We start from the raw sequence: 23616 nt of genomic DNA, 5'->3' as shown, positions 1-23616 counted from the left end.
CAATCAGAATATTTGTCATCAGAAAGCCCACCCATGACCCCGCCCCTCAACCGTCGTGATTTCCTCCACACCTCTCTCTGTTCTCTCGCTGCGGCCTCTGCTGCGGCCTCTGCTGCGGGAACGGCTTCGGGGCAGGCTGCAGAATCGAAGCCGCTGATCGGCTCCATTTCGAAAGAAACGCTCTTTCGCAATCGTGATGGGTCCGGCGTCACCTGGTTTCATCCGCGGGGGTGTATGATTCCCGGTGTCGAGGGGAACGCGACGTTTCTGTTGAACCTGCAGGAGATTGGCGGCTCGGACTACTTCGGGCAGGTGCACTGGACCGAATCGACGGACCGGGGCCAGACCTGGAAACAGCTGGAACCCATTGCCGCTCTCGGCCGGGATCCTGTCAAGGAACATCCGGGCCTCAAGGCGGGCGTCTGTGATGTGACGCCGCAATATCATCCGCAGACCGGAACCGTCCTCGCCCTGGGACACGTCGTCTTCTATCGCGGTCCCCGCTTTGCCCGCGGCGATCAACTGGCTCGCTACCCCGTCTACGTCACGCGGGACAAGGACGGCCAGTGGTCACAGCGCAAGATCCTGCAGTGGGACGATCCCCGCGGTGGGGAGATCTATACCAACAACTGCGGACAGCGGCTCGTCATGCCCGACGGCGATATTCTGATGTCCTTCACCTTCGGCGCGGGCAAACAGCCCCGCATGGTCGCCGGCGTGCGTTGTGCCTTCAATGGTTCGACACTCAAGATTCGCGAAGTCGGCCCGCCCCTGGAGAACAAAGTGGGCCGGGGTCTGCTCGAACCGTCCATCGCCCGTTTTGGGGATCAGTACTTCATGACAATTCGCGCCGAAGACGGGCACGGCTACGTCGCGGTCAGCCCGGACGGCTTGAATTACCAGCGGAAGACCGCCTGGGCCTATGACGACGGCACACCAATCGGCATGTCCACCACACAACAGCACTGGCTCACTCACTCCGACGGACTGTTCCTGGTTTACACCCGCAAGGATGACACAAACAAAAACGTCATCCGCTGGCGCTCCCCACTCTGGGTGGCCCAGGTCGATCCGGACAAGCTCTGCCTGATCCGCGATACCGAACGCGTGGTCCTGCCGCTGGTCGGGGACGGCGTGAACGATCCCAACAAAGTCGCATTGATGGGCAACTTCGATGTCACCAACGTCAGCCCGAACGAATCGTGTGTCACCGTCGGCGAATGGCTGCCGCGCGGCGGTGCGAAAGGTGATCTGCTCCTCGGCCGGATCAAATGGAATCAACCCAACCGCAGTGTGCCGGACTTCGTCAGTTAAGACTGACCTGCCGCGGAATCCACCGCAAATAGAGATAGTCGCGTTTTTCCAGTGCCTGAAAGAGCAGCGATTCCAGTTCATCCGAAATCCCGGCTTCTTTGGCGAGTTCCACCATTTCATGGAACACAAAAATGTCGTTGGGCCCCTGTTCTCCATCCAGTTCAAAACGATCAATGAGAATCTTCAGATCCTCCCGGCTGATCGTTCCCAGATAAGTTGCGATTCCGGCGTCGTAGAGATCGAAAATTTCGTCATCGAAGTCATCGAGTCTTTCCGGCGGCAAGGTATCGAAAATGCCGGGATGTTCTTTTTTGTTTGCCTCATACAATTCTGCTTCTTTGAGCAGAAATCGTTTTCTGGCTCTTCCCTCAGAAATATAACTGATCATCGCGGCTGGAAGTGCAAAAATAACACACAGAGCCGAAATCTCAGAATTCCAGATCACCCCCAGGAGACAACTGGAGATAAAAACAAGTATCGCAAGTTCTGCGACTAAGGTTGTTTCTCCTCCTGATGTCCACTTCAACGGCTGATAAAACCCCCAGATTCGTCCCAGGATCATATTCACGAGGAACAAAACTACAAAGGCGATCAGGAGAATGGTTAACAGGAGCTTCATGGGAACGGTCTCTTGAAAAATGAAAGACGCAAAACAACATCATGGATTCAACCATTTGAAGGTCATCATTGATAAGAGAACGTAGCAAAGCCGGTGTCGGATTGAAAATTCAACCCGATTTCGTGATCTGCTGATTAAATTGAGCCATATGCAAATCAATCAGGTTTCAATTCTACCCGCCAGACGAGTCGTTGACGTTGATCAGCCGTTTCGCGATTGAACAGATCGAGTGCCTCTTTTCCCGTGCGGGCGATGGGAACTCCTTTAACTGACGGCCCATCGGCAATAAGAATGCGGGGAACTGTCAGCTTCTCTTTGACTGAGTCATCAATGCGAAGCTCTGCTGCAGACTCTGTCTTATCCTGCTGATCGTTACTGTACTGCAGTTGCAGATTGTGTTGACCTGCGGACAGGTCCCGTGCGAAATACTCTGTCTCGACCGGCTTGTTTCCCGATTCGTCTACAGCGAACAGTCGCACGCGGGCGGTCTTTCCTTCCGGGACCACACAACTCCATGCATGCCAGTTTTCATAATCGCGACGGCCGCCCGCCACGATCAGTTCCCCCGGTTCGACCTTAAGCGGAGTAAACTGATGCGATTCCCCGGGAATGACCTGGTAGAGCGGTTCTCCTTCGACGCTTTCCTCGACCGGGCCGATAAACTGCTGGCGGGCACTGTCCCAGTACACTTTACGTGGTGCCAGGGTTCCGTTAGGCAGGACGCCGCAGACTTTAAAATCCAGATTTCGACCATTGAAGTGAAAACCCAGAAAACCAAACTCTGCCAGGGGCTGGGAAGGTCCTGGTTTGCCGTTCCAACTGGTGGAGTTGGCATAGTTGTGAATCGTCAGAGCTGGCTGTGCTTCCCGACCGACCTGGTACCACCGCTGGATGTATTTAAACGGTCCATGCGGTTCGAATGCGGAGGTCTCGTAGAAGTAATCATCCGTCCCACCCATGTTGACCAGCATCAGATTGGAATAACTGCCGCTGGAAGAAGCCCAGCCGCCCAGCATGCGGATCAGTGAGCCCTCCGCATCGAAGATAAACGCGGCCCGGGGCGGAAAACGGAGCTCGGGTTTGAGTTCCCAGGTCGCACCTTTGGGACGAACGGCACAGAGAATAATGGTGCGTTCACCCTGCTCAGTGGCAATCGTGGCGATCGAGGATCGTTCAGACTTTCTGGAACTGTTCTTTCCAGTCAGGTTCCAGTCGCTCGTAAATTGAAGTGGTGTCGCGTCATCGAACTTGTTCATTTTCAGCAATGCATTGAGAACGACCATCGAGGGCTGTTTCTGTAGTTTTTGGAGAAGAATTTTCGGTAAATTACTCAAAAGTGCTTCTGGTTTTTCGTAGGTGACGGCAACATCAAAGAACTGGTATTTCTCTCTGGGTTCTTCTTTGGAAATGGTCAGCACGACGACCCGCCCATCAGCCTGGCGGGGAATGATCAGCCTCTTGCGTTGGACATAAGCGTCGCGTAATGTACTTTCCACATTCATACGTCCCTTGACTGTAATCCGCAGACGGGAAACGGCCTCCCCGTTGACTTCCAAGGGCAGCGTCAGACGGACGATGCCGTCATCGCCCGATTTCTCTGTGGCCACAGGTCCAAACCGCTGTGATGCCCAGAGCTGCCAGTCCTCAGGCGCATTTGCAAAAGCGATCTCGCTCACGGTGACAGTGATCCCGGGAACCGGCTCAGCCTGACGATCCACGACCAGAATTTCCCGTGACGAGACCGGCACATATTTTTCCATGGTAATGGTTCGTCGCAATGTCTTGCCGCCTGCCAGGTCGATCAATGCATATTGCCTCGGTCCATCTTCAAAAGAGTTCGGGTATATGGGCATCTGATACCCGTCTGCAGAAACCTTGTATGATTCACGATCATCAGCGGGCAGGTTCCGGACCCGGGCGATCCCCTGCTTGTCGGATTTGACCCGCAGAAATGTGTCCTGTGCCCATTGATAACGTTGTTTGATTTCGTCTTTGTCAGGATGATCAATACGATTCTCGATCGTCAAAGATTCTGTCGCGGGTATGAACAGCTCACCTCCCAAGAATAAACCGTTGGGATTGAATTTGACCTCTGCCCCTTCAATCGGCTGTCCGATCGGGTCGACGACTTTGACGTCCAGTGACGTGGTTGGCGTGCAGGGGAGTTCCACCTCAGTTTTGTAGAGTCCCGGTGTGAGCGGGAACAGGTGCGGCCAGAACGCATCATGTCGACGAATGGCATTCTCGAGGATCGACTCTGGACCGGCGTCGTGCGCTTTCAGGTAGTCTTTTAGAGCCTGTACGGTTGGTCGAGTCGACTGATAACCGTCGACCAGCGCAAACAGCTGGACTTGTCCGCCCGTCGGTAGAGAGTCGAATTCAAACGTGCCGTCTTCTTTGACGGTCGCCGTCTGCTGCCAGGTCCAGCCACCGCCGATTTTATGATCTTGGCCTTCATTGATATAAAGTTCCACACAGCCATGTTTGATCGGCCGGGGTACCGGGTCGTCCAGGCGTCCCTCCAGTCGGATGCCCGGTTCCAGGATTGCCAGAATCGTGCCGTCGTCTTCAACACGCTCCGGGTTTGTGACATCAATCAGGTGGCTGAACAGGACGGGCCCCTCTCCGTTGTCGTCTACCACCCGCATCCAGCGGCGGTCCAGTTCGACGACGGGCGAGGTAAAATAACCGAGTCGCTGTTTGTCCTGTTTGAATTCGCGCCCCAGAATGTGTGAGTCTTCCAGCAGGGGATACGCATCGGGCAGTCGGTTGCCTTTGGCATCGACGGCCTTCACGCGAATGATCCGCCCCGGCTTCAGGATCAGTTTTGGATTGCCGCTAAGGGAGTACTGCGTTCCCGCCGTTGCGTAGCCTTCCGCTTCGGCAGAAATCTGTGCCCGGGCGGCCCCGTCGGGGACCTGGATGGTGACCTCACCCTTCTTATTCGTCACGGGAGGGTTGATCGTGATTTTGCCCAGCATGTCCCCCTCATTATCTTCCCACCAGCCGACGCGGACCTTGGCGCCCGCGATGGGTTTGTCTTTTTCGTTGACGACCGTCACAATTTTCGGTGTCGTCTGCTTCAGATTGATATCGGGCTTGCCTGGCTTCCTGACCTTGGGGGCGGCGGGTTGCTTCTGTTCTGCTTTGGGTTTTTCTGAGTCATCGTTTGCTTCAGATTGTTTTTCCTTTTCGGGGGGATCCGCTTTCTGGGCGATGACCTGCGGACTGAATTGCACCGTCGCCAGACTGACAGCGGAGATCAGTGCGAACAGCACAAACGCATAACTCCGTGAAATGTGCAGCCGATCTACGATCGATGGTTTCTCCAGCCATTTCAGCCGACGGAGCATCTGTGAACGATCTGCCATCGCGAGGGCGGTCAGGCGAGCCTCGGCTCCCTGTCGGCGGAGCGTCCATTGTGCCAGCAGGCGGCGGTAATCGCTCAGACTGTCGAACGCATTGGCGGCCTGGGCATCTGACAGATGTTCGCAGGCCAGCCGATGTCGGGCCGGCAGTCTCCAGACCAGCGGATGAAACCAGTAGAGTGCCACTGCCAACTGTGTGATCAGATTCCAGAACACATCCCGGCCGGCCACGTGCGACAGCTCATGCAACAGGATCGCCCGCTGTTCCGCTTCCGGCAGAGATTCATACCAGTCGCGGGGCAGATAAATGATCGGGTAGAAGACGCCCGCGGTACAGGCCCCTTCAATGTCACTTGAGAAACGAACCTGGGGGGACTGTTTCAGTTGCGCTCGATCCACCAGGGACTCGCATTGTTGTTGAACGGTTTCCGAAGCAGATTCGGATCGTGTCCGCAGTCTGGCCGCCCGCTGCAGTTGCCATGCCAGTCTGAACAGCAGAATCACAGTTCCCGTGCTCCAGGCGATCCAGAGCCACTCGGTCAGAGAAATGGATGGTACAGAGGCCGCTGGCTGGGGAGAAACTGTCGCGGGAGAGGAAACCGCTTCAATCTCGGCAGGTTTTGGTGCTGACAGAGCTGTTTCCGGTTGAGCTGAGACCGGTGCCGCCGCAATTTCTGGCTCAGATTCAGATGGATTTTTAATGCTGTGTCCCGGTGCTGCCGAGTCTCTGGTTGCGACGGGAGAATTCAGATCTATCTCTGGCATGGGGGCAATGTCTGGAGTGGCTTGGGAAGCTTTGGCTGGTACAGGTTTGACGTTGGGGGTCGTCGTTGAAACTTCAGACGGGGGCAAAATCGCCACTGCCAGTGGGGGCAGAGTGAGGCAGATCAGCGGAAACAGCAGACAGGCAACAGACAGGAACCGGGCCAACAACACCGACCAGCGCGGATTTCGCGCGGAAAGGAAAAAGAGAACCAGCCAGCCTGTGGCCAGCAGAAGACTCAACCGGAGGAGAATGTCGAGTAGTAGATCGGTAGTCATCATCTCAGATCCTTTCAGATTCGGAATCTGTCGTCTGTTGCAGTATAACAGATCGTCGCTCACTTTTCCTGGCGAGCGATTTTCTTAAGTTGTTTATGGCTTCAGTTCCAACCGCCAGATGAGCCGCTTCTGGTTCTGGACTGTTTCGCGATTGAACAGATCGAGTGCCCCTTTTCCCGTGCGGACAATCGAAGTACCTGCGACAGAGGGAACATTCTTGAAACTCACACGGGGGACCGTGAATTCTTTTTTCTTCTGTTCGTCGATAGAGACTTCCATGTCCGTACGGTCCTCCCAGTGGTTGGAGCGGAACTGGAATCTCAGATTATGAGTTCCTGCAGACAGATTCTGCGTAAGAATTTCGGATTCAAGCGGTTCCGCTTTGGATTCATCAACCGAGAACAGTCGCAGTCGGGCCGTCTTTCCCTGAGGCACAACGCATTCCCACTGATGTGAGTTGTGATAAAAATGTCGGCCGCCGGCCACGATCAGTTCCCCCGGTTCCACGTCGAGTGGGAGAAACTGGTGTGAATTCTGAAGATCCACCCTGTAGAGTGGTTTGCCTTTGACACTTTGCTCAGGTGGACCGATAAACTGATTGCGGGCTGTATCCCAGAACAGTTTCCGTGGTGCCATTGCTCCGTTTGGTAACTGGCCACACTGGTAAAAATCCAGTTGCTGTCCTTCGAAATGGAATTTCAGCCAGCCAAATTCGGCCTCAGGATGCGAGGGGTATTGTGTGCCATCCCAGCGGGTGGCATTCGCATAGTTCTGAACGGTCAGTGCCGGCTTCTCTTCATGACCGAGTTGATACCAGTGTTGGATCAAGTCGAAGGGGGCATGCGGTTCCTGTGCTGTGGTGACGATAAAATACTCTCGAGTCCCGCCCAGGTTGATCAGCTTTAATTGATTATAATCTCCGCTGGAAGAGGCCCAGCCACCGATCATACGAACCAGTGAACCGTTGGCTGGATCGAATATGAACGCGGCAACCGGTGGCTCACGAAAAGACGCGTTGAGAGGTTGATCAGCTTTACGAGGACGTACATTGCACAGCACGACTACACGATCTCCTGTGTCAGTAGACACACGGTAAATCGCAGGCCGCGGCGTTTCCATTCTTCTGGACGGATCCTGACTGTTCGCAGAACCAGTGCTGGAACGAAGGTGAAATTCTTCATGTTTTTTACGATTCAGATATTCTTCCCAGTCCATACCCATGGGAGGAATGAACAGATCGACCTGCTCACGTTTGTATTGCTTTTCAAACTCCGACCAGGGCATCTGGTAGCGCACCTCGAGGGGAGTGACAGCGTTGAAGCGGGACAGTCTTAACAGACGATTGAAGATAAACAGCGACGGATTTTTCTGGAACTGTTTCAGCAGCTTCTCAGCTGACGGGCTGACGACATCATCTGGATGCAGATACGCGGCTTTGATTTCCTGTGGGAGGGGCTGATCAGCGAGAAGCTGATCCGGAATGGTCAAAACGGCTGCACGATCATCCGCCAGGCGGGGGATGACCAGGTTCGCCCGAAAATTGACTGGCTGACCTGACTGTCGTCTCTGGAGTTGAATTGTGATTCGGAGCCGGGAGACTCCCTGGTAATTGATCAGCGTGGGCAAACGTGAAGTGACTTTTCCCTCTTTGTTTGACGTTTCAGAAACAACAGGTCCGAATCGTTGGGTTGACCAGACTTGCCAGTTGTCTGGAGCGTTCCGGAAGGTGATCTCGCTGACTGTCACCTGGGCATTCGGAACGGGATTTCCAAACTGGTCCATGATCATGAGGTCGCGAAATGCCAGGCGTTGATTCCTGACCATGGTGACTGTCCGTTGCAGGGTTTTACCTGGTTCCAGATCGATGACAGCATAGTGGCCGGGAAATGGCGTAGAAAGAGAGGGATACGGAGGCATGAAATATCCAGGTGCTCTTACAACATATTTCTGTTCTCCCCGAGACGGGAGATTCCTGATATGCGCAATACCAGCCTGATCTGTGGGCACATTAATAAAGCTGGCATTAATCCAGTCCTGAAGCAGCCGGATTTCTTTCACACTTTTCTGACGGACCAGTTGGGAGCGGGACAGGAGTTCGTTTCCAGGGGCAAACCTCGAACCCCCTACAAACAATCCCAGTGGAGCGCATTTGGCATGGGCATTTGTCAGCGGACGTCCCGCTGGATCCAGCACGGTCAGATCAAACGCAGAAGTACGACTGCAGGGCAGGTTTACTTTCAGTTCTGACTGATCCAATGGAAGCGGGAACGCGTGGGGCCGGAATGTGTCATGTTGTTCCAGTGCCTCTTCCACCAGTTTCGGATCGGACATGATCCTGGGAGGAAACATGGCCCGGAATTCCTCATCGGTCGGTTGTGCGGACTGATATCCATCCACGAGGGAGTACAGTTGCGCGTAGCCCCCGGCCGGCAGCGATTCAAACACAAACGTCCCATCCTCCCGGACCAGTGTCGTATCCTGCCAGACCCAGCCACCTCCAATCTGATGCGCGGCTCCTTCATTGATGTAGAGCTCCACGCAACCGTGCTTGATCGGGCGGGGAACGGAATCGTCCAGGCGGCCCTCCAGTCGAATGCCCGGCTTCAGGCGCGCGACGATGGTACCGTCAGCTTCGACCTCTTCCGGATGGGTGACATCAATCAACGGGCTGAATAGAATCGGTCCAGGTTGACTGCCATCCACCACCCGCATCCAGCGACGATCCGGGTTGACGACAGGCGATTGAAAGTAGCCTGGACGACCGGAAACCCGTCTGATTTCGCGACCAAACAAATTAGAACCTTCCAGCAGGGCATAAGCGTCGGAAAGTGGTTTTCCCTCAGCGTCAATCGCTTTGACGTGAATGATTCGTCCCGGTTTCAATATGATTACCAGCGGATCATTCAGGGAATATGCCTTTTGTAGTGAATCGAAACCTTTTGCTTCCACGCTGAGTCGAACTCGTGTGGCACCGGTGGGAACCTCGATCTTGACGGAGCCTTTCTGATTGCTCACCAGCGGATCCAGTGCTGTGACCGATTCTCTTCTCCCGATCTTGTCCTCCCACCAGACGATACGGACATTTGCTGCAGAGACCGGCTGTTGTTTGTCGTTCACGATCCGGATGGTGTGCGGAACCATGTTAGAGAAATCCAGATCAGCCTTGTTCTCTGTTGATTTCGCCCGCTGGTTGTTCTGATCCTCTGTTTGAGAAGAAACTGGCTGACTTTCTTCAGGGTTCGTCTCGACTTCAGACTGAGCAGCCCGCGGCAGCAGGACGACTGTTCCTGCTCCTGACAGAAGACAGATCAGGCTTCCCACAAACAGGCTTCGCGGAACTCGACCGAGGATATGGGTTCGGTGCGGTCTTTCCAGCCACTTCAGGCGACGGAGCATCTGCGAACGGTCCGCCATCGCCAGGGTGGCCAGACGGGATTCCGCTCCCTGCCGACGGAGCGTCCATTGTGCGAGCAGGCGGCGGTAATCGCTCAGACTGTTGATGAGACCTGCAGCTTGTGCATCGGAGAGATGTTCACAGGCGAGACGATGCCGGGCCGGGAGCCTCCAGGTCAGTGGGTGGAACCACCAGACGATAGCAGACAGGCGTGCCAGTAGATCCCAGAGGACATCCCGGCCGGCAACGTGCGCCAATTCGTGGATCAGGATCGCCCGCTGTTCTGTTTCCTGCAGTGTGGAATACCAGTCACCGGGCAGATAAATGACCGGGCGAAAAATCCCTGCGGTACAAGGCCCCTCAATTTCAGCAGAAAACCGGACCTGTGGCCTCTGTTTCAGCTGCAGGCGTTCCGCCAGGAATTGACACTGTTGCTGAACGGTCTCGGATACAGTTTGGGAGTTTATCCATAGACCGGAGGCTCTTCTCAGTTGCCAGATCAGTCTGAACAGCAGGACCGCGACACCCGCGCTCCAGGCAATCCAGATAACACTGAGTAAGGAAATAGTGGGACTGGTGGTTACAGATTCCTCTGTTAATGCAACAGGTGTCGCTTCGACTCTCGTTACGACTGGAGTCTGATCGATCGGATCGATTTCTGCCAATGGTGAAGCTCGAAAAGGAGCCCTGTCTGACTCTGTCTCAAGTTCTACCTCACCTTGAGAAGGCTTCAGTGGCTCAGCAGCTGCTGTCATCTGAGAAGAAAATTCAAGGTCAGTTGCTCTATTCGGAGTGGGGAGTGGATCTGTTTCCGCCAAGACTGTTACCGCTGGTTCTGAAAGGGGGAGCCTCGACTGGTCTTCCTCAGGTGCCAGAACTTCAAGTCTGATCTGAGGCAGAGTGACACAGATCAGGGGGAACAGCAGACAACCGAGAGCCAGACAGCGGGTTAACAGGACGGACCAGCGTGGGTTCTGCGTGGAAAGCGCGAACAGGATCAGCCAGCCCAAAGCCAGTAATAGACTGATGCGGATCAGGATGTCGCGTAACAGTTCAGCATGTTCCATGTCAGATCCTTTGTGAAGGAAATCCGGAATAGGTACAGGGGGAGCGCGGAACGCTCACTTTTCGCCGCGGGCAATTTTCTTAAGCTGTTTGAGTTCTTCGGGACTCAGACGTTCCTTCTCGGCCAGTTCCATCAGGAGTTGTCCCGTCGAACCGCCGGTGAAGACGTCTGCCAGTCGTCGCACCATCTGTCGCAGGTGCGTTTCCCGCTTCAATTTCGGCGAGTAAAGATAAGCCCGACCTTCCCGCTTGCGTGTCAGCATGCCTCGCTCGACCATGCCCACCAGCACGCTGCGCAGAGTGCCGTTATCGATTTCCCAGCCGAACGTATCTTGAATCTCTCCCGGCTTTTGAGGCGATTTGTTCCACAACAGACGCAGGACTTCCAGTTCATTCTGATTGGGTTGCTCCATCACAGTCTCTCCCGAAAAGCAGCTTCGAAATGTTTTCTCGAAGTGTGATTGTTTCACAGTACAAGTGGGAGTGCAAGAGGAATCTGTGAAAAGCTCACACATATGAGGTGGTTGAACAGGGGGAACCTGAGCTGGAGACGGGGGTTACTGATTTTTCAACTGCAGCAGCAGACGGGGATCGTCGGTATAAATACGTTCGACGCCCTGCTTGAGCAGTTGTTTCATCAATGTGGGATCGTTGACGGTCCAGGCGCCCGGTTCGAGACCAGCGGCTTTGATCTGCTGGACCTTTTCAGGAGTAATCCCTTTGAAATGCAGTACCAGTCCTTCGAAGCCGCGCTCTTTGGCGATCTTGATGTCGGCTTCGATGTCAGTTTCAGCGCCACGGTCCCAGAAGACGGGGATCTTGGGCGCCAGCTGTTTGACCTGCGACATATAGTTCAGGTTCCCATCATTGAAACCGGCCCAGGGTTCCATCTGCAGCCGCTTGACCAGCGCGACGGCTTCTTTGACACAGTCCGCTTTGGGCTGGATCGAAACGCGGGTCTTATGTTGCTGCTTGACCAGCTGAAGCACCTCTTCCAGCAACGGCATCCGTAGGGGTGGACACTCTGTTTTGGTCAGCTGCTTTCTCTGGCGGAAGTCGGTGGCGACATCAATCGTTTTCAGTTCTGCATATGTGGACTCAGCGACATCCAGATTCTTATCTCCCACCCGCCTGGTCGTTTTATCATGCGTGACCACCAGCTTTCCATCCTTTGTGAGAAAGATATCGAGTTCGAGCCAGTCCGCACCCGCTGCGATACCGCTCTTGAAAGCAGGCAGGGTGTTCTCAGGATTGACGGCGGAATTACCCCGATGGGCAGTCACGCCGTTCTGCAGGAAAGCGTGCTCCTCGGCAGGAAGCAGCGTGGTCATAGTGAGAGCAAGCAGGAATGCAGATACAAATTTCATCAGTCGAGACTCCAGAAAGAAAACCAGAGCCCATGCTATCGGTCCTGAGTGAAGATCTCAAGAAGGGCGGATGAAATTCGGTCACCCGGTCAGGCGATGATGTCGTGCACGACGTTTGTTTCGAACTGATGAGTCAGGCGTTCGCCCAGACCGTTGCGTTCGTAGACCAGTTTTTCGTGGTCCATACCCAGCAGCTGCAGAATCGTCGCGTGCCAGTCCTGAATGCTGACGCGGTTTTCCACCGAGGCATAGCCGACTTCATCCGTATTGCCGTAGACCAGCCCTCGCTTCACTCCTCCGCCCGCCATCCAGGCGGAGAAACCATAGGGGCCATGATCGCGACCCGCGGTATTCATTTTCGCCTTGGAGGTGATCTGCGCGGTGGGCAGGCGGCCGAATTCACCACCCCAGAGAACGAGTGTCGAATCGAGCAGGCCCCGCTGGCGGAGGTCTTTGAGCAGGCCCGCGATGGGCAGGTCAGTCTGACCGCAGGCGGTACGCAGTGACTTATTGATGTTCGAATGATTGTCCCAGATCTGGCCCCGGGTGTAGAGCTGGATAAACCGGACTCCTTTCTCAACCAGCCGGCGGGCGAGCAGGCAACGTCGACCGAAACTTTCGGTCTCTTTCTCATCGATGCCATACATCGACAGGGTTTCCTGCGTCTCCTGTGACAGGTCCAGAGTCTCGGTTGCTTCCAGCTGCATATTGGCAGCCATCTCGTAATTCTGGATACGGGCTTCCAGTTCCTGCTGGCCGGGACGCTGTTTCTGGTGCATGCGGTCGAGCTGTTTGAGCAGTTGCTGCTTGGTGCGGCTGACCTGCTCGGCGTGAGAATAGTCGGGAACCAGATTCAGCAGCGGGGATCCGGTCGCTTTCATCCGCGTTCCCTGGTACAGAGGCGAAAGATAGCCGGACATCCAGTTGTCGACGTTATTTGTGGGCAGGCGATTACTGGGATCGGCGAGCACCACGTAGGCGGGCAGGTTCTGGTTTTCATTCCCCAGACCATAGGTGATCCAGGAACCGAAGACCGGATGGCCGGGAAAGGTCTGACCGGACTGCATTTTATAAATCGCAGGCTCATGGTTGGGATGCACATTATACATCGAGCGGATGATCGTCATCTGATCGACTTCCTGCGCAATGTGAGGCAGGGCATCGGAGACCCAGGCACCGGATTTTCCGTGTTGCTTGAATTCGAACGGGCTCTGCATCAGTTTACCGGTCCGGTCGGTTTCAAAGACCGCGTTGCCGGTCAGTTCGCGCGGTGCAGTCTCCCCATGATATTTTTTCAAGGCGGGTTTCGGGTCGAACAGGTCGACCTGGCTGGGACCACCCTGCATGCAGAGATGAATCACCGAGGTGGCTCGCGGAGTGAAATGCGGGCGTCTTGCTTTGAGATTATCGGGCAGATTCCGCGGGCGATGTGTCTCTGAGCCGAGTACCTGTTGCGCCAGCAGAGAGCTCAGCGAGACACCACACAGGCCGTCGGTCATGCGATCGAAGAAGCGTCGGCGGGAAATTTCGGTCAGCAGTTCATTCTGTAACAGGGGTACGGTCATGTCTTCTCAGTCGATATAAAGAAATTCGGCGGAGTTGAGCAGTACGTGGCAATATTCGGCAAAGCCGTCTGCAGCATCAGACTCCTTCCCGGAGTCGGTTTCCGCAGGGAGATTCAGCAAGTTCAGGGATTTCAACGCCAGCTCCAGTTCCTCGGTAGAGGGAGGTCGCTGGAAGGCGATTCGATAAGCCGCTTTGATCTGCGCTGCACGATCGTCCCCCGCCTCCTGACGTACCCGGTTGGCGAAGTAAACGGCCAGTTCGTGGACCATGTTATTGTTGACCAGCAACAGAGGCTGTGAGACCACGTTTGAAATTTTGCGCTCGGTGCAGTTCGGGTTCATCTGGGGGAGATCGAAGACTTCCAGGAACGTCGGCATTTCTTTGCGGCGGTGACGGATATAAACGCTCCGCCGCCAGCCATCATCGGTGCGTTTTGCGGTGACCAGCCCGTCTTTACGGACATCGACTGCGACCGGTTGACCATATTTCGTCTCGTCGAGTTCCCCCGCGGTGAAGAGCAGCGCGTCGCGGAGTTCTTCCGCTTCGAGCCGTCTGAGCGGCATGCGGGAGAGCAGTTCGTTTTCCGGATCTTTTTCTTCCAGCAACGGTGTGACTTCCGAGGACTGGCGATAAGCCTGCGAAGTCATTATCAGACGATGCAGTTTTTTGAACTGCCAGCCTTCCTGCACGAACTGCACCGCCAGCCAGTCCAGCAGTTCGGGATGGCTGGGAGGCGTTCCCAGGGCACCAAAGTTATCGATACTTTTTACGAGACCGGTACCAAAATGTTTGTGCCAGATCCGATTCACGATCACGCGCGAAGTCAGCGGGTGATCGGGCTGCGTCAACCAGCGGGCGAACGCCAGGCGGCGGCCGGTTTTCGATTCATTCTGTGTAGACGGATCGATCCGGTAAGGCGAGATGCCCTCTGCGATCGCTGACGGGGGCCCCGGCTCCACCGGTCGCGTCGGCTGCATTTCATCGCCACGGCGGTAGATGTAGGTCGGCGAGGGACGTCCCCGGTCCCAGAGGGCCCGTATCATTTCTGGGTTTTTCAGAGTGGCTTTTAAATCCTTGAGCTGTTTGTCGAGCTTCTTCTTTTCCGCTTTGTCCAGTTTTTTGTCTTTGAGTTTCTGTTCGACGTCCGTGATTTTGGCTTCGATGGGCGCGTTATGCTGATCGATGGCGGCCTGTTCGTCTTTGGGAATCAGCGTCAGCAGACGACTGCGGGCCCGCTTCCACTGGTTGCTGAACGGTTGCGGCGTCATCCAGTCATATTCGTCATAGGCCCCTTTGAAGATCGCCATGGAACGATAATAGTCGCGTTGCGGGATCGGGTCATACTTGTGACTGTGGCAACGGGCGCAGTTCATCGTCAGGCCCAGCACACTGCGATACATGACGTCGAGTTCATCCGAAATTACTTCCAGGCGATCCGTTACGCGGTTCACCGGATTGGCCGAGGTCCCGTCGGGAGCCATCCGTAGAAAACCGGTCGCGACCACCTTTTCAATCAGTTCAGGGGTGACCTCTTTCGGGTTCTGGTGATCGACCAGTTCGTCGCCTGCCAGCTGCTCGGTGAGAAAGACATCGTAAGGCTTGTCTTCCCCGAAGGACCGGATGACATAATCCCGGTAGCGGTAGGCATACTTGCGGATCAGATCCGCGCTTCGTTTCCCTTCCGAATCCGCATAGCCGGCCAGGTCGAGCCAGAACTGTCCCCACTTCTCAGCGTAACGGGGAGAGGCAAGCAGGCGATCGATCAGCTTTTCATAAGCGTCCGGACTCTTGTCGGACAGGAACGCATTCACTTCTGCCTGCGTGGGGGGCAGACCCGTTAATGCATACGTTGCGCGGCGGATCAGCGTACGTCGATCCGCTTCCGGTGCGTACGTCAGGTCAGCTGCTTCCAGTTTTCGGAGCAGAAACGCATCGATCGGATTTTTAACCAGGGACTGATGTTTGACGGTGGGCGGTGCGACCTGCTGCGGAGGCTGGAATGACCAGAACTGACGATCTTCTGTCGTCACGAGTGGATCCTGGTCGAGGCGGAAACGCTCGGTTTCTTCCTCTACGTGCAGTCCATCGGCAATCCAGGCTTTGACCGTATCCAGTTCTTCGGCGGGCATCGGCTCGATCCCCGCACGGCTGATTTCCGCTTTGGGTGGGCAGGTCTTCTCAACAATGTATTTCACCAGCAGACTCTCGTCCGGCTTTCCAGCGATGACGGCAGGACCCGCTTTGCCGCCGGTCAGCATCTTCGCTTTGGAACGCAGGTCGAGTTCCCCTTCCTGGTACTCGGGACCGTGGCACATCACACAACGGCGATACAGGATCGGAATCACATCGTGTTGCGAGAGCCGGTTGTCCGCGACGGTTTGCGGAACCTCTTTGAACTTGAGTCCGCCGCTGATCCACAGCCGTACTGTTTCGATTTCCGTTTTGGAAAGAGGCGTCTCATCTTCGGGGGGCATCAGGCCTTCGTGCAGATAGTCATACAGCAGACTCTCATCTGGTTTCCCCGCGACGAGCCCCGCTCCCGATTCGCCCCCCTGCAGCAGACCCGCAATCGAACTCAGATCAAATTCCGCTTTGCGGTTCTTCTGACTGTGACATTTCACGCAGTGTTTCTGAAAGAGGGGCAGGACAGCGTCTTCATAGACCACCGGTTTCGTGGACGCAGGTGTCTCCGCTGCCTCAGCCATCCCGGAGAAGGACAGGCAGACGATCAGACAGTTGTATAGCAGGCCGATGCTGGTACGACGGGAAACGCGCATTACTGAATGTTTCTCGCGATGGAAGGTAGGATAATATGGAGGATGACAATCGGGTCTGATTGTCCATTGGACTCTTGCTGGTAGTCATTCCTCTTCTGTAGCGCGTACAAAATTAAGGAAGGAACATAATTATAACAGTTTATATGTCGGCTCTGTCAAGGACGAACCCCGATGATTCCTGTTTCCGCTGAATCTGCTTGACTGGACTGCCTGAGCGGCCCGATGTGAAGAATCGCTATAAACTCTGCTTCCCGTTACAAAGTTGTTGACTCCTGAAATTCAGAAATTTAGGATTGAGTCTCGTTGGAAAGGATGAGGAGCCCACTATTTCAAGTGACTTTTTTTCAGGAATCAGTTTGATGATCAGATCGCGAATCATGAAAGCAGGCCTCAGTGTGGTTACACTGATGCTGCTGCTCACCAGTGGTCCGGCACTGCAGGCCGGTGTGAGCAAAGATGCGGCGAGTAAGTATCTCCAGAATGTACAGACTGGAAACCCCGGTTTGAAATCGGTGGGAAAATTGACATTCGGACCCGGCGGATTGCTGGTGGTGGCGGACCCTGCGAAAGCGACAATTACAGTCATTGATACACACGACAACGGACCACTAAAGAAACTGGAACAGAAGGTTTCCAACATCGATGTCGCTGTAGCGGCCAGCCTCGGAGTCGAACCCGCTCAGATCGACATCGCCGACATGGCCGTCAATTCACAGAGCGGCAAAGTCTATCTCTCTGTCAAACGCACGACCGATAATCAGCCGGCGATTCTCGTGATTGATGCCAAAGGGAAGGTGAAGAACTTTGATCTGTCGAACGTCGACTATGTTCAGGTCTCACTTCCTGGTGGTGAAAAATCCAAGATCCGCAACATCACCGGCGTCGCTCTGGCCAGCGACCGTCTGCTGGCTGCTGCCCAATCGAATGAAGAATTCGCCAACAAAATCTATTCGATTCCACTGCCGCTCACACATGGAACTGCCGCTGATATCTTCAGCGCGGAAACCTACCACGTGGCACACCGTCGCTGGGAAACTAAAGCTCCCATTCAATCGTTCGTACCCTATTCCAACAAAGGCAAAAACTATATCGTGGGCGCCTTTGCCTGCACCCCGATAGCCAAGTTCCCGCTGGATGAGCTGCAGTCCGGCAGCAAGGTCAAAGGGACCAGCGTCGTGGAACTCGGCTCGGGGAACCGTCCGCTTGACATGCTGACGTATGAAAGTGACGGTAAGGAATGGTTGCTGACCAACACCTTCCGGTTCCACTGGAAGAAGAGCATGTACGGTCCCAGTAAATGGTGGGGCGTTCGCGTCAACATGGACTACCTTGAAGCAGAAGATATCAACGAAGAGGCCGCCCGCCGCGATGTCAAGCAGAAGCAGGGACCGAACGGCATTGAAATCGTCGATCAACTCGCAGGGGCAGTGCACATCGACAAACTGCAGAAGAAAGAAATCGTTGTGCTCCGCGACAACAACGGACACCTCGATCTGGAAATAGCCGAACTGCCGTAATCAATTCGGTTTGTAAATTTCGGGCTCTTTTCTGTTCTCATGGCAAAACGGAAAAGAGCCTGTTTTTTTCGATGACGAAAATAAAACTGAGCGGAACGGCGCTAGCCGCCGGTGATTTGGGAAACGCACTGAATTCCAGTACCGGTGGCTAGCGCCATGCCGCTCACATCAATTGGAGCGGTATGGTGAAACCGGTATCAGTTCTATCAGGAAGACTCATCTTTGTCAGCCTGCTCGTCATCTGCACTTTGGGGCTGAAAAACCTGGCAGCGGCAGACAGCCCGCCTGACGACGGACCATTCCAGCTCACGTTTGAAGCAGACGAGAAAGACCCCCGTCTCTGTCGTGTGGTCGTGACAGCAGCGGACAAGCGGTTCTGGGTCACACTGCAGCATGCCGATGAGGAACGTTTCCAACAGGTACTTTCACTGAAACGGGAATCAAAGTCGGCTCAGAAGCTGCCCCCCATGCTGGGACATTACGAACTGAAAGACCGGCGGCTCGTATTTAAACCTGCATTTCCCCTGGTCCGGGGCGGTCGTTATCAGGCGACTTTTACTCCCGGAGCCTTGAATCTGCCGACAAAACTGCACGGGCAACTTCTGCAGCGAACCTATGCGATTCCGCTGCCCGATGCGAAACCGCCACGCGTCGTGTCCATCTATCCTTCAGGCAAACAGCTGCCCGCCAATCACCTGAAGTTTTACATTCAGTTCTCAGAGCCGATGCAGCAGGGCGACATCTTTCCGAATTTCTCGCTCTATAACAAAACACAAAAACAGCTGGTCCCCCGACCGTTTCGACACACCGAGCTCTGGTCGCCGGACGGGAAGCAGTTGACGCTCTGGTTTCATCCCGGTCGGCAGAAGACGGGAGTCAATCTGAACGTCGAACTGGGTGCGATCCTGAATGCCGGGCAGGAATATGAACTGCGGATCAACCCGAAATGGCCCGCCCTCTCCGGACATCCACTGGGAAAAGAAATCAAAAAGTCCTTTTCCGCGGTCGCCATGGATGAGCGCCAGCCGGAACCGGAAACATGGAAACTGAAAACACCAGATTCTGGAACGCGAAACGCGCTGGTCTGTGAACTGGGAGAAACCCTGGATTACGCTCTGCTCCACAGCCAGTTGCGTGTGCAGACGCTGGAGGGTAAACCGGTGCCTGGAAAAATCGAACTGGCGGCTCACGAATCAGTCTGGAAGTTCCTACCGGAGAAGCCCTGGCAGCCGGGCCGCTATCAGCTGGTGATCGGCACCGTGCTGGAAGATCTGGCAGGCAACAGTCTGCAACAGCCTTTCGCCGTCGATCTGACGAAACAGCAGACAGCCTCGAACACGGTTGGCGAATTCGTTACACTCGGATTCGAAATCAAATAAGCCGTTCTCTTCGAATTCGAGGTTCATCAATGCGTCGCGCGCTCGTTCTGCTGTTCCTGGTTTGCTTTTCTCTTCCCGTCTCGGCTGCAGAAACACCGCCGAACATCGTGTTCATTCTCGCCGATGATCTGGGCTGGCGGGATCTCCACTGCTACGGAGGCAAACTGGCTGAGACACCTCATCTCGATCAACTGGCCAAAGAGGGGATGAAGTTCACGAACGCCTACTCACCGGCTCCTATCTGTTCGGCTTCGCGGGCCTCGATCCTGACAGGCAAAACTCCTGCGCGTCTGCATTTTGAGTTCGTCACGAAACCCTCTGCCGTCACGCCACCGATCCGTAAGCTGCAGCCACCTCCCTACACTCAGGATCTGCCGCTGAAAGAAGTCACGCTGGGCGAGATGCTGCAGCAGGCGGATTACGCAACCGGCTTCTTCGGGAAGTGGCACGTCAACGAGCATTATAAACGGTATCTGGGCTGGAGTCCGACCCATGGACCGAAACAACAGGGCTTTCAGAGTGCCGTCGAAACGTTTGGCAGCCATCCCTATGCGAAAAAATTCGACTGGCAGCCGGACGATTTTCAGAAAGACGAGTTCCCACCGGATGCGGTGACACAGAATGCGATTCAGTTTCTGCAGCAGAAACGCAAACAGCCGTTCTTTCTGTACCTCTCTTACTTCCACGTACATACCCCGGTCAGATCACCGACCGACTGGCTGGTGGAAAAGTATCGGGACAAAGCCGCAACCGGTCCCGGGAATGCCAAACTCCGCACGCATTATGGTGCGTTTATCGAGACACTGGATGAATACGTGGGACAGGTTCTGAAGGCACTGGATGAGCGTGGCTTACGCGATTCTACGCTCATTGTCTTTACTTCAGACAATGGTGGTCATCCCGAGTACGCTGCCAATGGTCCGCTGCGGGGAAGCAAGTGGAACCTGTATGAGGCGGGGATTCGCGTGCCTCTGCTGGTCCGCTGGCCAGGACATGTGAAAGCGGGAAGCGTCTGTGCGAAACCCGTTACCGGGACGGATCTCTTTCCCACCTTCTGTGAAGTGGCTGGAGGCAACTGCACTGATTTGACCCTGGATGGCAAAAGTCTGGTGCCACTCTTGGAAGGGAAGTCAGCTGACTGGCCGACACGGGCACTGACCTGGCATTTCCCGTATTACCATCCGGAAAAAGGGTACACCAAATCCAAAGAGACCATCGGCGTCAACGACTTCGCGGTCAGCAAGACCCGGCCTGTTTCAGCCATCCGGGTGGGAGACTGGAAGCTGCTGCAGTTTTATGAATCGGGAAAGCGGGAACTGTATGATTTGCGCCGTGATCCGGGTGAGCAGCACGATTTGAGTGATCGCCAGCCCAAGCAGACGGCGCAGCTCGGATCACAACTGAAACAGATGCTGCAGGACATGCAGGCACGGTTTCCGACAGACGTTCCACCTGGAAAATGAACTGCCGCTTAACCCAGTTCGGCGATCGGACCTGAAGGACCTTCGACCAGTGGCGTGGGACGTCCACCTGGTTTGATCCAGTGGCCGTAGGGATCGATGCCCAGTTTCTTGAATACGGTGGCGCCCAGGTCGCCCGGGCCCAGTCGTCGTTCGGCGATCTCACCGCCACGTCGGTCTGTCGCACCGATCACCTGACCGCCGGGCACACCCGCACCCGCTGCCAGCATCGACATCACGGGAGTCCAGTGGCCACGACCATCGGTTTTCGTGATGACCGGACCACGGCCGAATTCACCCAGCACCAGTACCAGTGTCGAATCGAGCAGACCGCGCTCTTCCAGATCACTGACGAGGGTGGTGATGCCGTGATCGAAGACAGGAAGCATCGGTTTCAGACCTTTGGTAATCCCGCCCCATTTCACTTCGTCGCCATGGTGATCCCAGTGCCCCCAGGCATCGCTCATGGTGATGAACGTCACACCGGCTTCCACGAGGCGGCGGGCCAGCAGTGATTTGCGGCCGAAGGAATGAGCTCCATACTGGTCGCGGATCTTCTGCGGTTCTTTGCTCACATCAAAGGCTTTGGCAACATTACCCGAGAGGACCATGTCGTACGCTTCCTGCACGTATCGATCCTGCAGGGAAAGATCGGGCGACAGATCGGCATGTTTTCGCAGCTGGTCAAACTGCCGGCGCAGTTCATCGCGGCTGGTCAGACGGGATGACGAAACTCCATTGGGCATGCCAAACTTGCCGGCTGCTTTGACACCATCCAGCGGTTCATAGCGGTGACCCAGGTGGCCGGCACCATAAATGTCTGACACCATGCTGTCCGCGAGTGCCACAAAGCCCGGCATACCGGGAACGTTGGGACCGCGGAATTTCGCAGCGACCGAACCCATTGACGGATAGCCGCCTCCATCACGGTTGTCGTTCGTTCGCCGAGATTTGGGATTCGCTGCCTGGAACGTGGTGGGTGTATGATTGCTGGCGGTGGCATCCATGGAACGGATGATGGCGAATTTGTCCATCATTGCCGCCTGCTTGGGTAGATGCTCGCAGATTTCGATACCACTGACCGAGGTCTGAATCGGATTAAACGGTCCGCGGATTTCCTTGGGGGCCTGCGGTTTCAGATCCCAGGTATCGAGCTGACTGGGGCCACCAGAAAGCCAGATCATAATCACGGACTTGGCCTGAAACTTCTGACTGGTCTGTGCCTGGGGAGCTGCTTGTGCCTTCTGCCGTAACAGTTCGGGAAGAGACAGACCGGCCAGTCCTGCCATACCTGTCTGCAGGAACCAGCGACGGCTGCCGCTGCGAATCAGGTCTGAGCCGGGGGCGAAGCTGGCGAAACTGCTGCCACTCTGATGGTGTATTCCGTGGGCATTTTCCGGGCTGAAGTCTGACTGGGACATCCGAATTCTCCCATCTCAAAATCGAGGATTCGATTATTTATTTAGGATTAGATAAAAACCGGTTCAGTAAATAAAAAAGCAGTTTTTATCTCTTTTCCTGTGTGGTGAGCGGCGCTGGCAGGAATGTTAAGGTTATTTAATGATCAGCATACACAAATATGATCGGAAAGAACAGCGCGAAATTCCCCTTTATTCTCGAGAAACATCGAAAGCGTATTCCTGTGTGCACATTCCGGGGCTGTAACTGTCATAATCCGAACTCGATCTGCTGGAGAAACGGATCGCGATCAAGACAGTTTCAGCAGCTTGATCGCGTTTTCCCTGCAGATCTTACTGCGAACCGTATCCGGAAGGACCAGCGTCTCGAACAGCTCGAACTGTGGGACATTCTGCCCGGGAGCGAGGTAATCGGTGCCGAACAGAATCCGGTCCTGGCGACGGATCAGGAACTCGGTGCCAAAAGCGAGGTCGCGGGAAATCGCGTTGGCTCCCGAGCCGGCAGAGAGATCGCCATAGATGTTGGGATAGCGGCTCATCAGATCGTCGATCGCCCCACCCGGTTTGACTTTGGTCTTGGGATAACCGCCCAGTGATTTCTGATCGAGTCCTCCAGAGATGGAAGCCCACCAGCCGGGACCATGGCCGATGAAGTTCAATTCGGGAAAAGTCTTGAGCGCATTCTCCAGTCTTTTCAGACCGGGGACGTCTTTGCCGCGGATGTTATCGATATGGAACAGCAGCGGAATACCAACTTCCTGACAGGCTTCGTAGACACGCATCATCAGCGGGTCGTCAAAATTGAGCCCGACCTTGTGTTCGCCGAACCCTTTGGCTCCCTGATCGACCCAGGCCTGAATCATGCTGACCAGTGACTGGACAGAGCCCGCATGAGTTGTGCGGGGATCGACTGAGCAGAAGGGAATCAAACGATCGGGATACGCTTTGCCGGCTGCGAGCGCGGATTCGGTGGTCTGCAGATACTTCGTTGATTCAGGTGAAGTCAACGGCAGCACGACCGCTTTTTCGACTTCATTCTCATCCATCCACCGCAACAGGCCTTCGACCGAGAGATTCTTCTTCGGGTCGGTGTAAGTGCCGATGTGAGTGTGAACATCAATAAACCCGGTGCCGGCTTCGATTTTGGGGGCGGCAGCCTGTGAGCTTCTGGCAGGCCATTGACCGGCAGCACAACCCAGGCCGGCCAGGAACAGAGATTTCGAAAACGCACGTCGGGAAAGATTCATGTTCAATTCCTGCTGAGGGGAGTTTGAAGGAAGGTTCACATAGGGCGCACCTTCCATTCAAAACAACCCACAGAGGAATTACAA

13 protein-coding genes are annotated in these 23616 nt (G+C 55.1%); 4 read left to right on the top strand and 9 right to left on the bottom strand.

What is annotated here, in order from left to right; all coding sequences use genetic code 11:
* Window positions 1-33: 33 nt before the first annotated feature.
* Window positions 34-1314 (top strand): sialidase family protein, encoded by a 1281-nt coding sequence (locus tag Enr10x_RS24145; protein WP_145451621.1) that lies wholly within the window; start codon window positions 34-36, stop codon window positions 1312-1314.
* Here Enr10x_RS24145 and Enr10x_RS24140 read toward each other — a convergent pair.
* From Enr10x_RS24140 to Enr10x_RS24110, 7 genes are all read right to left on the bottom strand, one after another.
* The gene (locus Enr10x_RS24140; RefSeq protein ID WP_145451620.1) at window positions 1307-1933 is read right to left on the bottom strand and encodes a hypothetical protein; all 627 of its coding nucleotides are present in this window, start codon (window positions 1931-1933) and stop codon (window positions 1307-1309) included. The genes Enr10x_RS24145 and Enr10x_RS24140 overlap by 8 nt on opposite strands.
* Window positions 1934-2088: 155 nt before the next feature.
* The gene (locus tag Enr10x_RS24135) at window positions 2089-6345 is read right to left on the bottom strand and encodes a M56 family metallopeptidase (protein WP_145451619.1); all 4257 of its coding nucleotides are present in this window, start codon (window positions 6343-6345) and stop codon (window positions 2089-2091) included.
* A 90-nt stretch (window positions 6346-6435) separates the two neighbouring features.
* Entirely contained in the window at window positions 6436-10803 is a 4368-nt protein-coding gene (locus Enr10x_RS24130; RefSeq protein ID WP_145451618.1) for a M56 family metallopeptidase, read from the bottom strand.
* 54 nt (window positions 10804-10857) lie between these two features.
* Window positions 10858-11214 carry a BlaI/MecI/CopY family transcriptional regulator gene (locus Enr10x_RS24125; protein ID WP_197997345.1) on the bottom strand — a complete coding sequence of 119 codons (357 nt, stop codon included), beginning with the start codon at window positions 11212-11214 and terminating at the stop codon, window positions 10858-10860.
* 144 nt (window positions 11215-11358) lie between these two features.
* Window positions 11359-12168, bottom strand: coding sequence for a glycerophosphodiester phosphodiesterase (locus Enr10x_RS24120; protein WP_145451616.1), 810 nt, complete (start codon window positions 12166-12168; stop codon window positions 11359-11361).
* 89 nt (window positions 12169-12257) lie between these two features.
* The gene (locus Enr10x_RS24115) at window positions 12258-13733 is read right to left on the bottom strand and encodes a DUF1501 domain-containing protein (RefSeq protein ID WP_145451615.1); all 1476 of its coding nucleotides are present in this window, start codon (window positions 13731-13733) and stop codon (window positions 12258-12260) included.
* A 6-nt stretch (window positions 13734-13739) separates the two neighbouring features.
* Window positions 13740-16511, bottom strand: coding sequence for a PSD1 and planctomycete cytochrome C domain-containing protein (locus Enr10x_RS24110; protein WP_145451614.1), 2772 nt, complete (start codon window positions 16509-16511; stop codon window positions 13740-13742).
* A 359-nt stretch (window positions 16512-16870) separates the two neighbouring features.
* On the opposite strand from Enr10x_RS24110, the gene Enr10x_RS24105 reads away from it, so the two are divergent.
* The 3 genes from Enr10x_RS24105 (at window position 16871) to Enr10x_RS24095 (ending at window position 20870) form a co-directional block, all read left to right on the top strand.
* The gene (locus tag Enr10x_RS24105) at window positions 16871-18028 is read left to right on the top strand and encodes a hypothetical protein (protein WP_145451613.1); all 1158 of its coding nucleotides are present in this window, start codon (window positions 16871-16873) and stop codon (window positions 18026-18028) included.
* Between the two features lie 182 nt (window positions 18029-18210).
* On the top strand, window positions 18211-19407 hold the full coding sequence (locus Enr10x_RS24100; protein ID WP_145451612.1) for a hypothetical protein: 1197 nt from the start codon (window positions 18211-18213) through the stop codon (window positions 19405-19407).
* Between the two features lie 29 nt (window positions 19408-19436).
* Complete coding sequence (locus Enr10x_RS24095; protein WP_145451611.1) at window positions 19437-20870, top strand: sulfatase; 1434 nt, start codon at window positions 19437-19439, stop codon at window positions 20868-20870.
* Between the two features lie 8 nt (window positions 20871-20878).
* On the opposite strand, the gene Enr10x_RS24090 is transcribed toward Enr10x_RS24095, so the two are convergent.
* Together Enr10x_RS24090 and Enr10x_RS24085 are read right to left on the bottom strand one after the other, a co-directional pair.
* Window positions 20879-22288 (bottom strand): DUF1501 domain-containing protein, encoded by a 1410-nt coding sequence (locus Enr10x_RS24090; protein ID WP_145451610.1) that lies wholly within the window; start codon window positions 22286-22288, stop codon window positions 20879-20881.
* A 287-nt stretch (window positions 22289-22575) separates the two neighbouring features.
* Entirely contained in the window at window positions 22576-23532 is a 957-nt protein-coding gene (locus Enr10x_RS24085; protein WP_145113743.1) for an amidohydrolase family protein, read from the bottom strand.
* Window positions 23533-23616: the final 84 nt, after the last annotated feature.

Source organism: Gimesia panareensis, assembly GCF_007748155.1.
In the GTDB taxonomy this organism is placed as follows: domain Bacteria; phylum Planctomycetota; class Planctomycetia; order Planctomycetales; family Planctomycetaceae; genus Gimesia; species Gimesia panareensis.
Note: the sequence above shows the minus strand (reverse complement) of the source record. Positions and strands in the feature narration are given on the sequence as shown.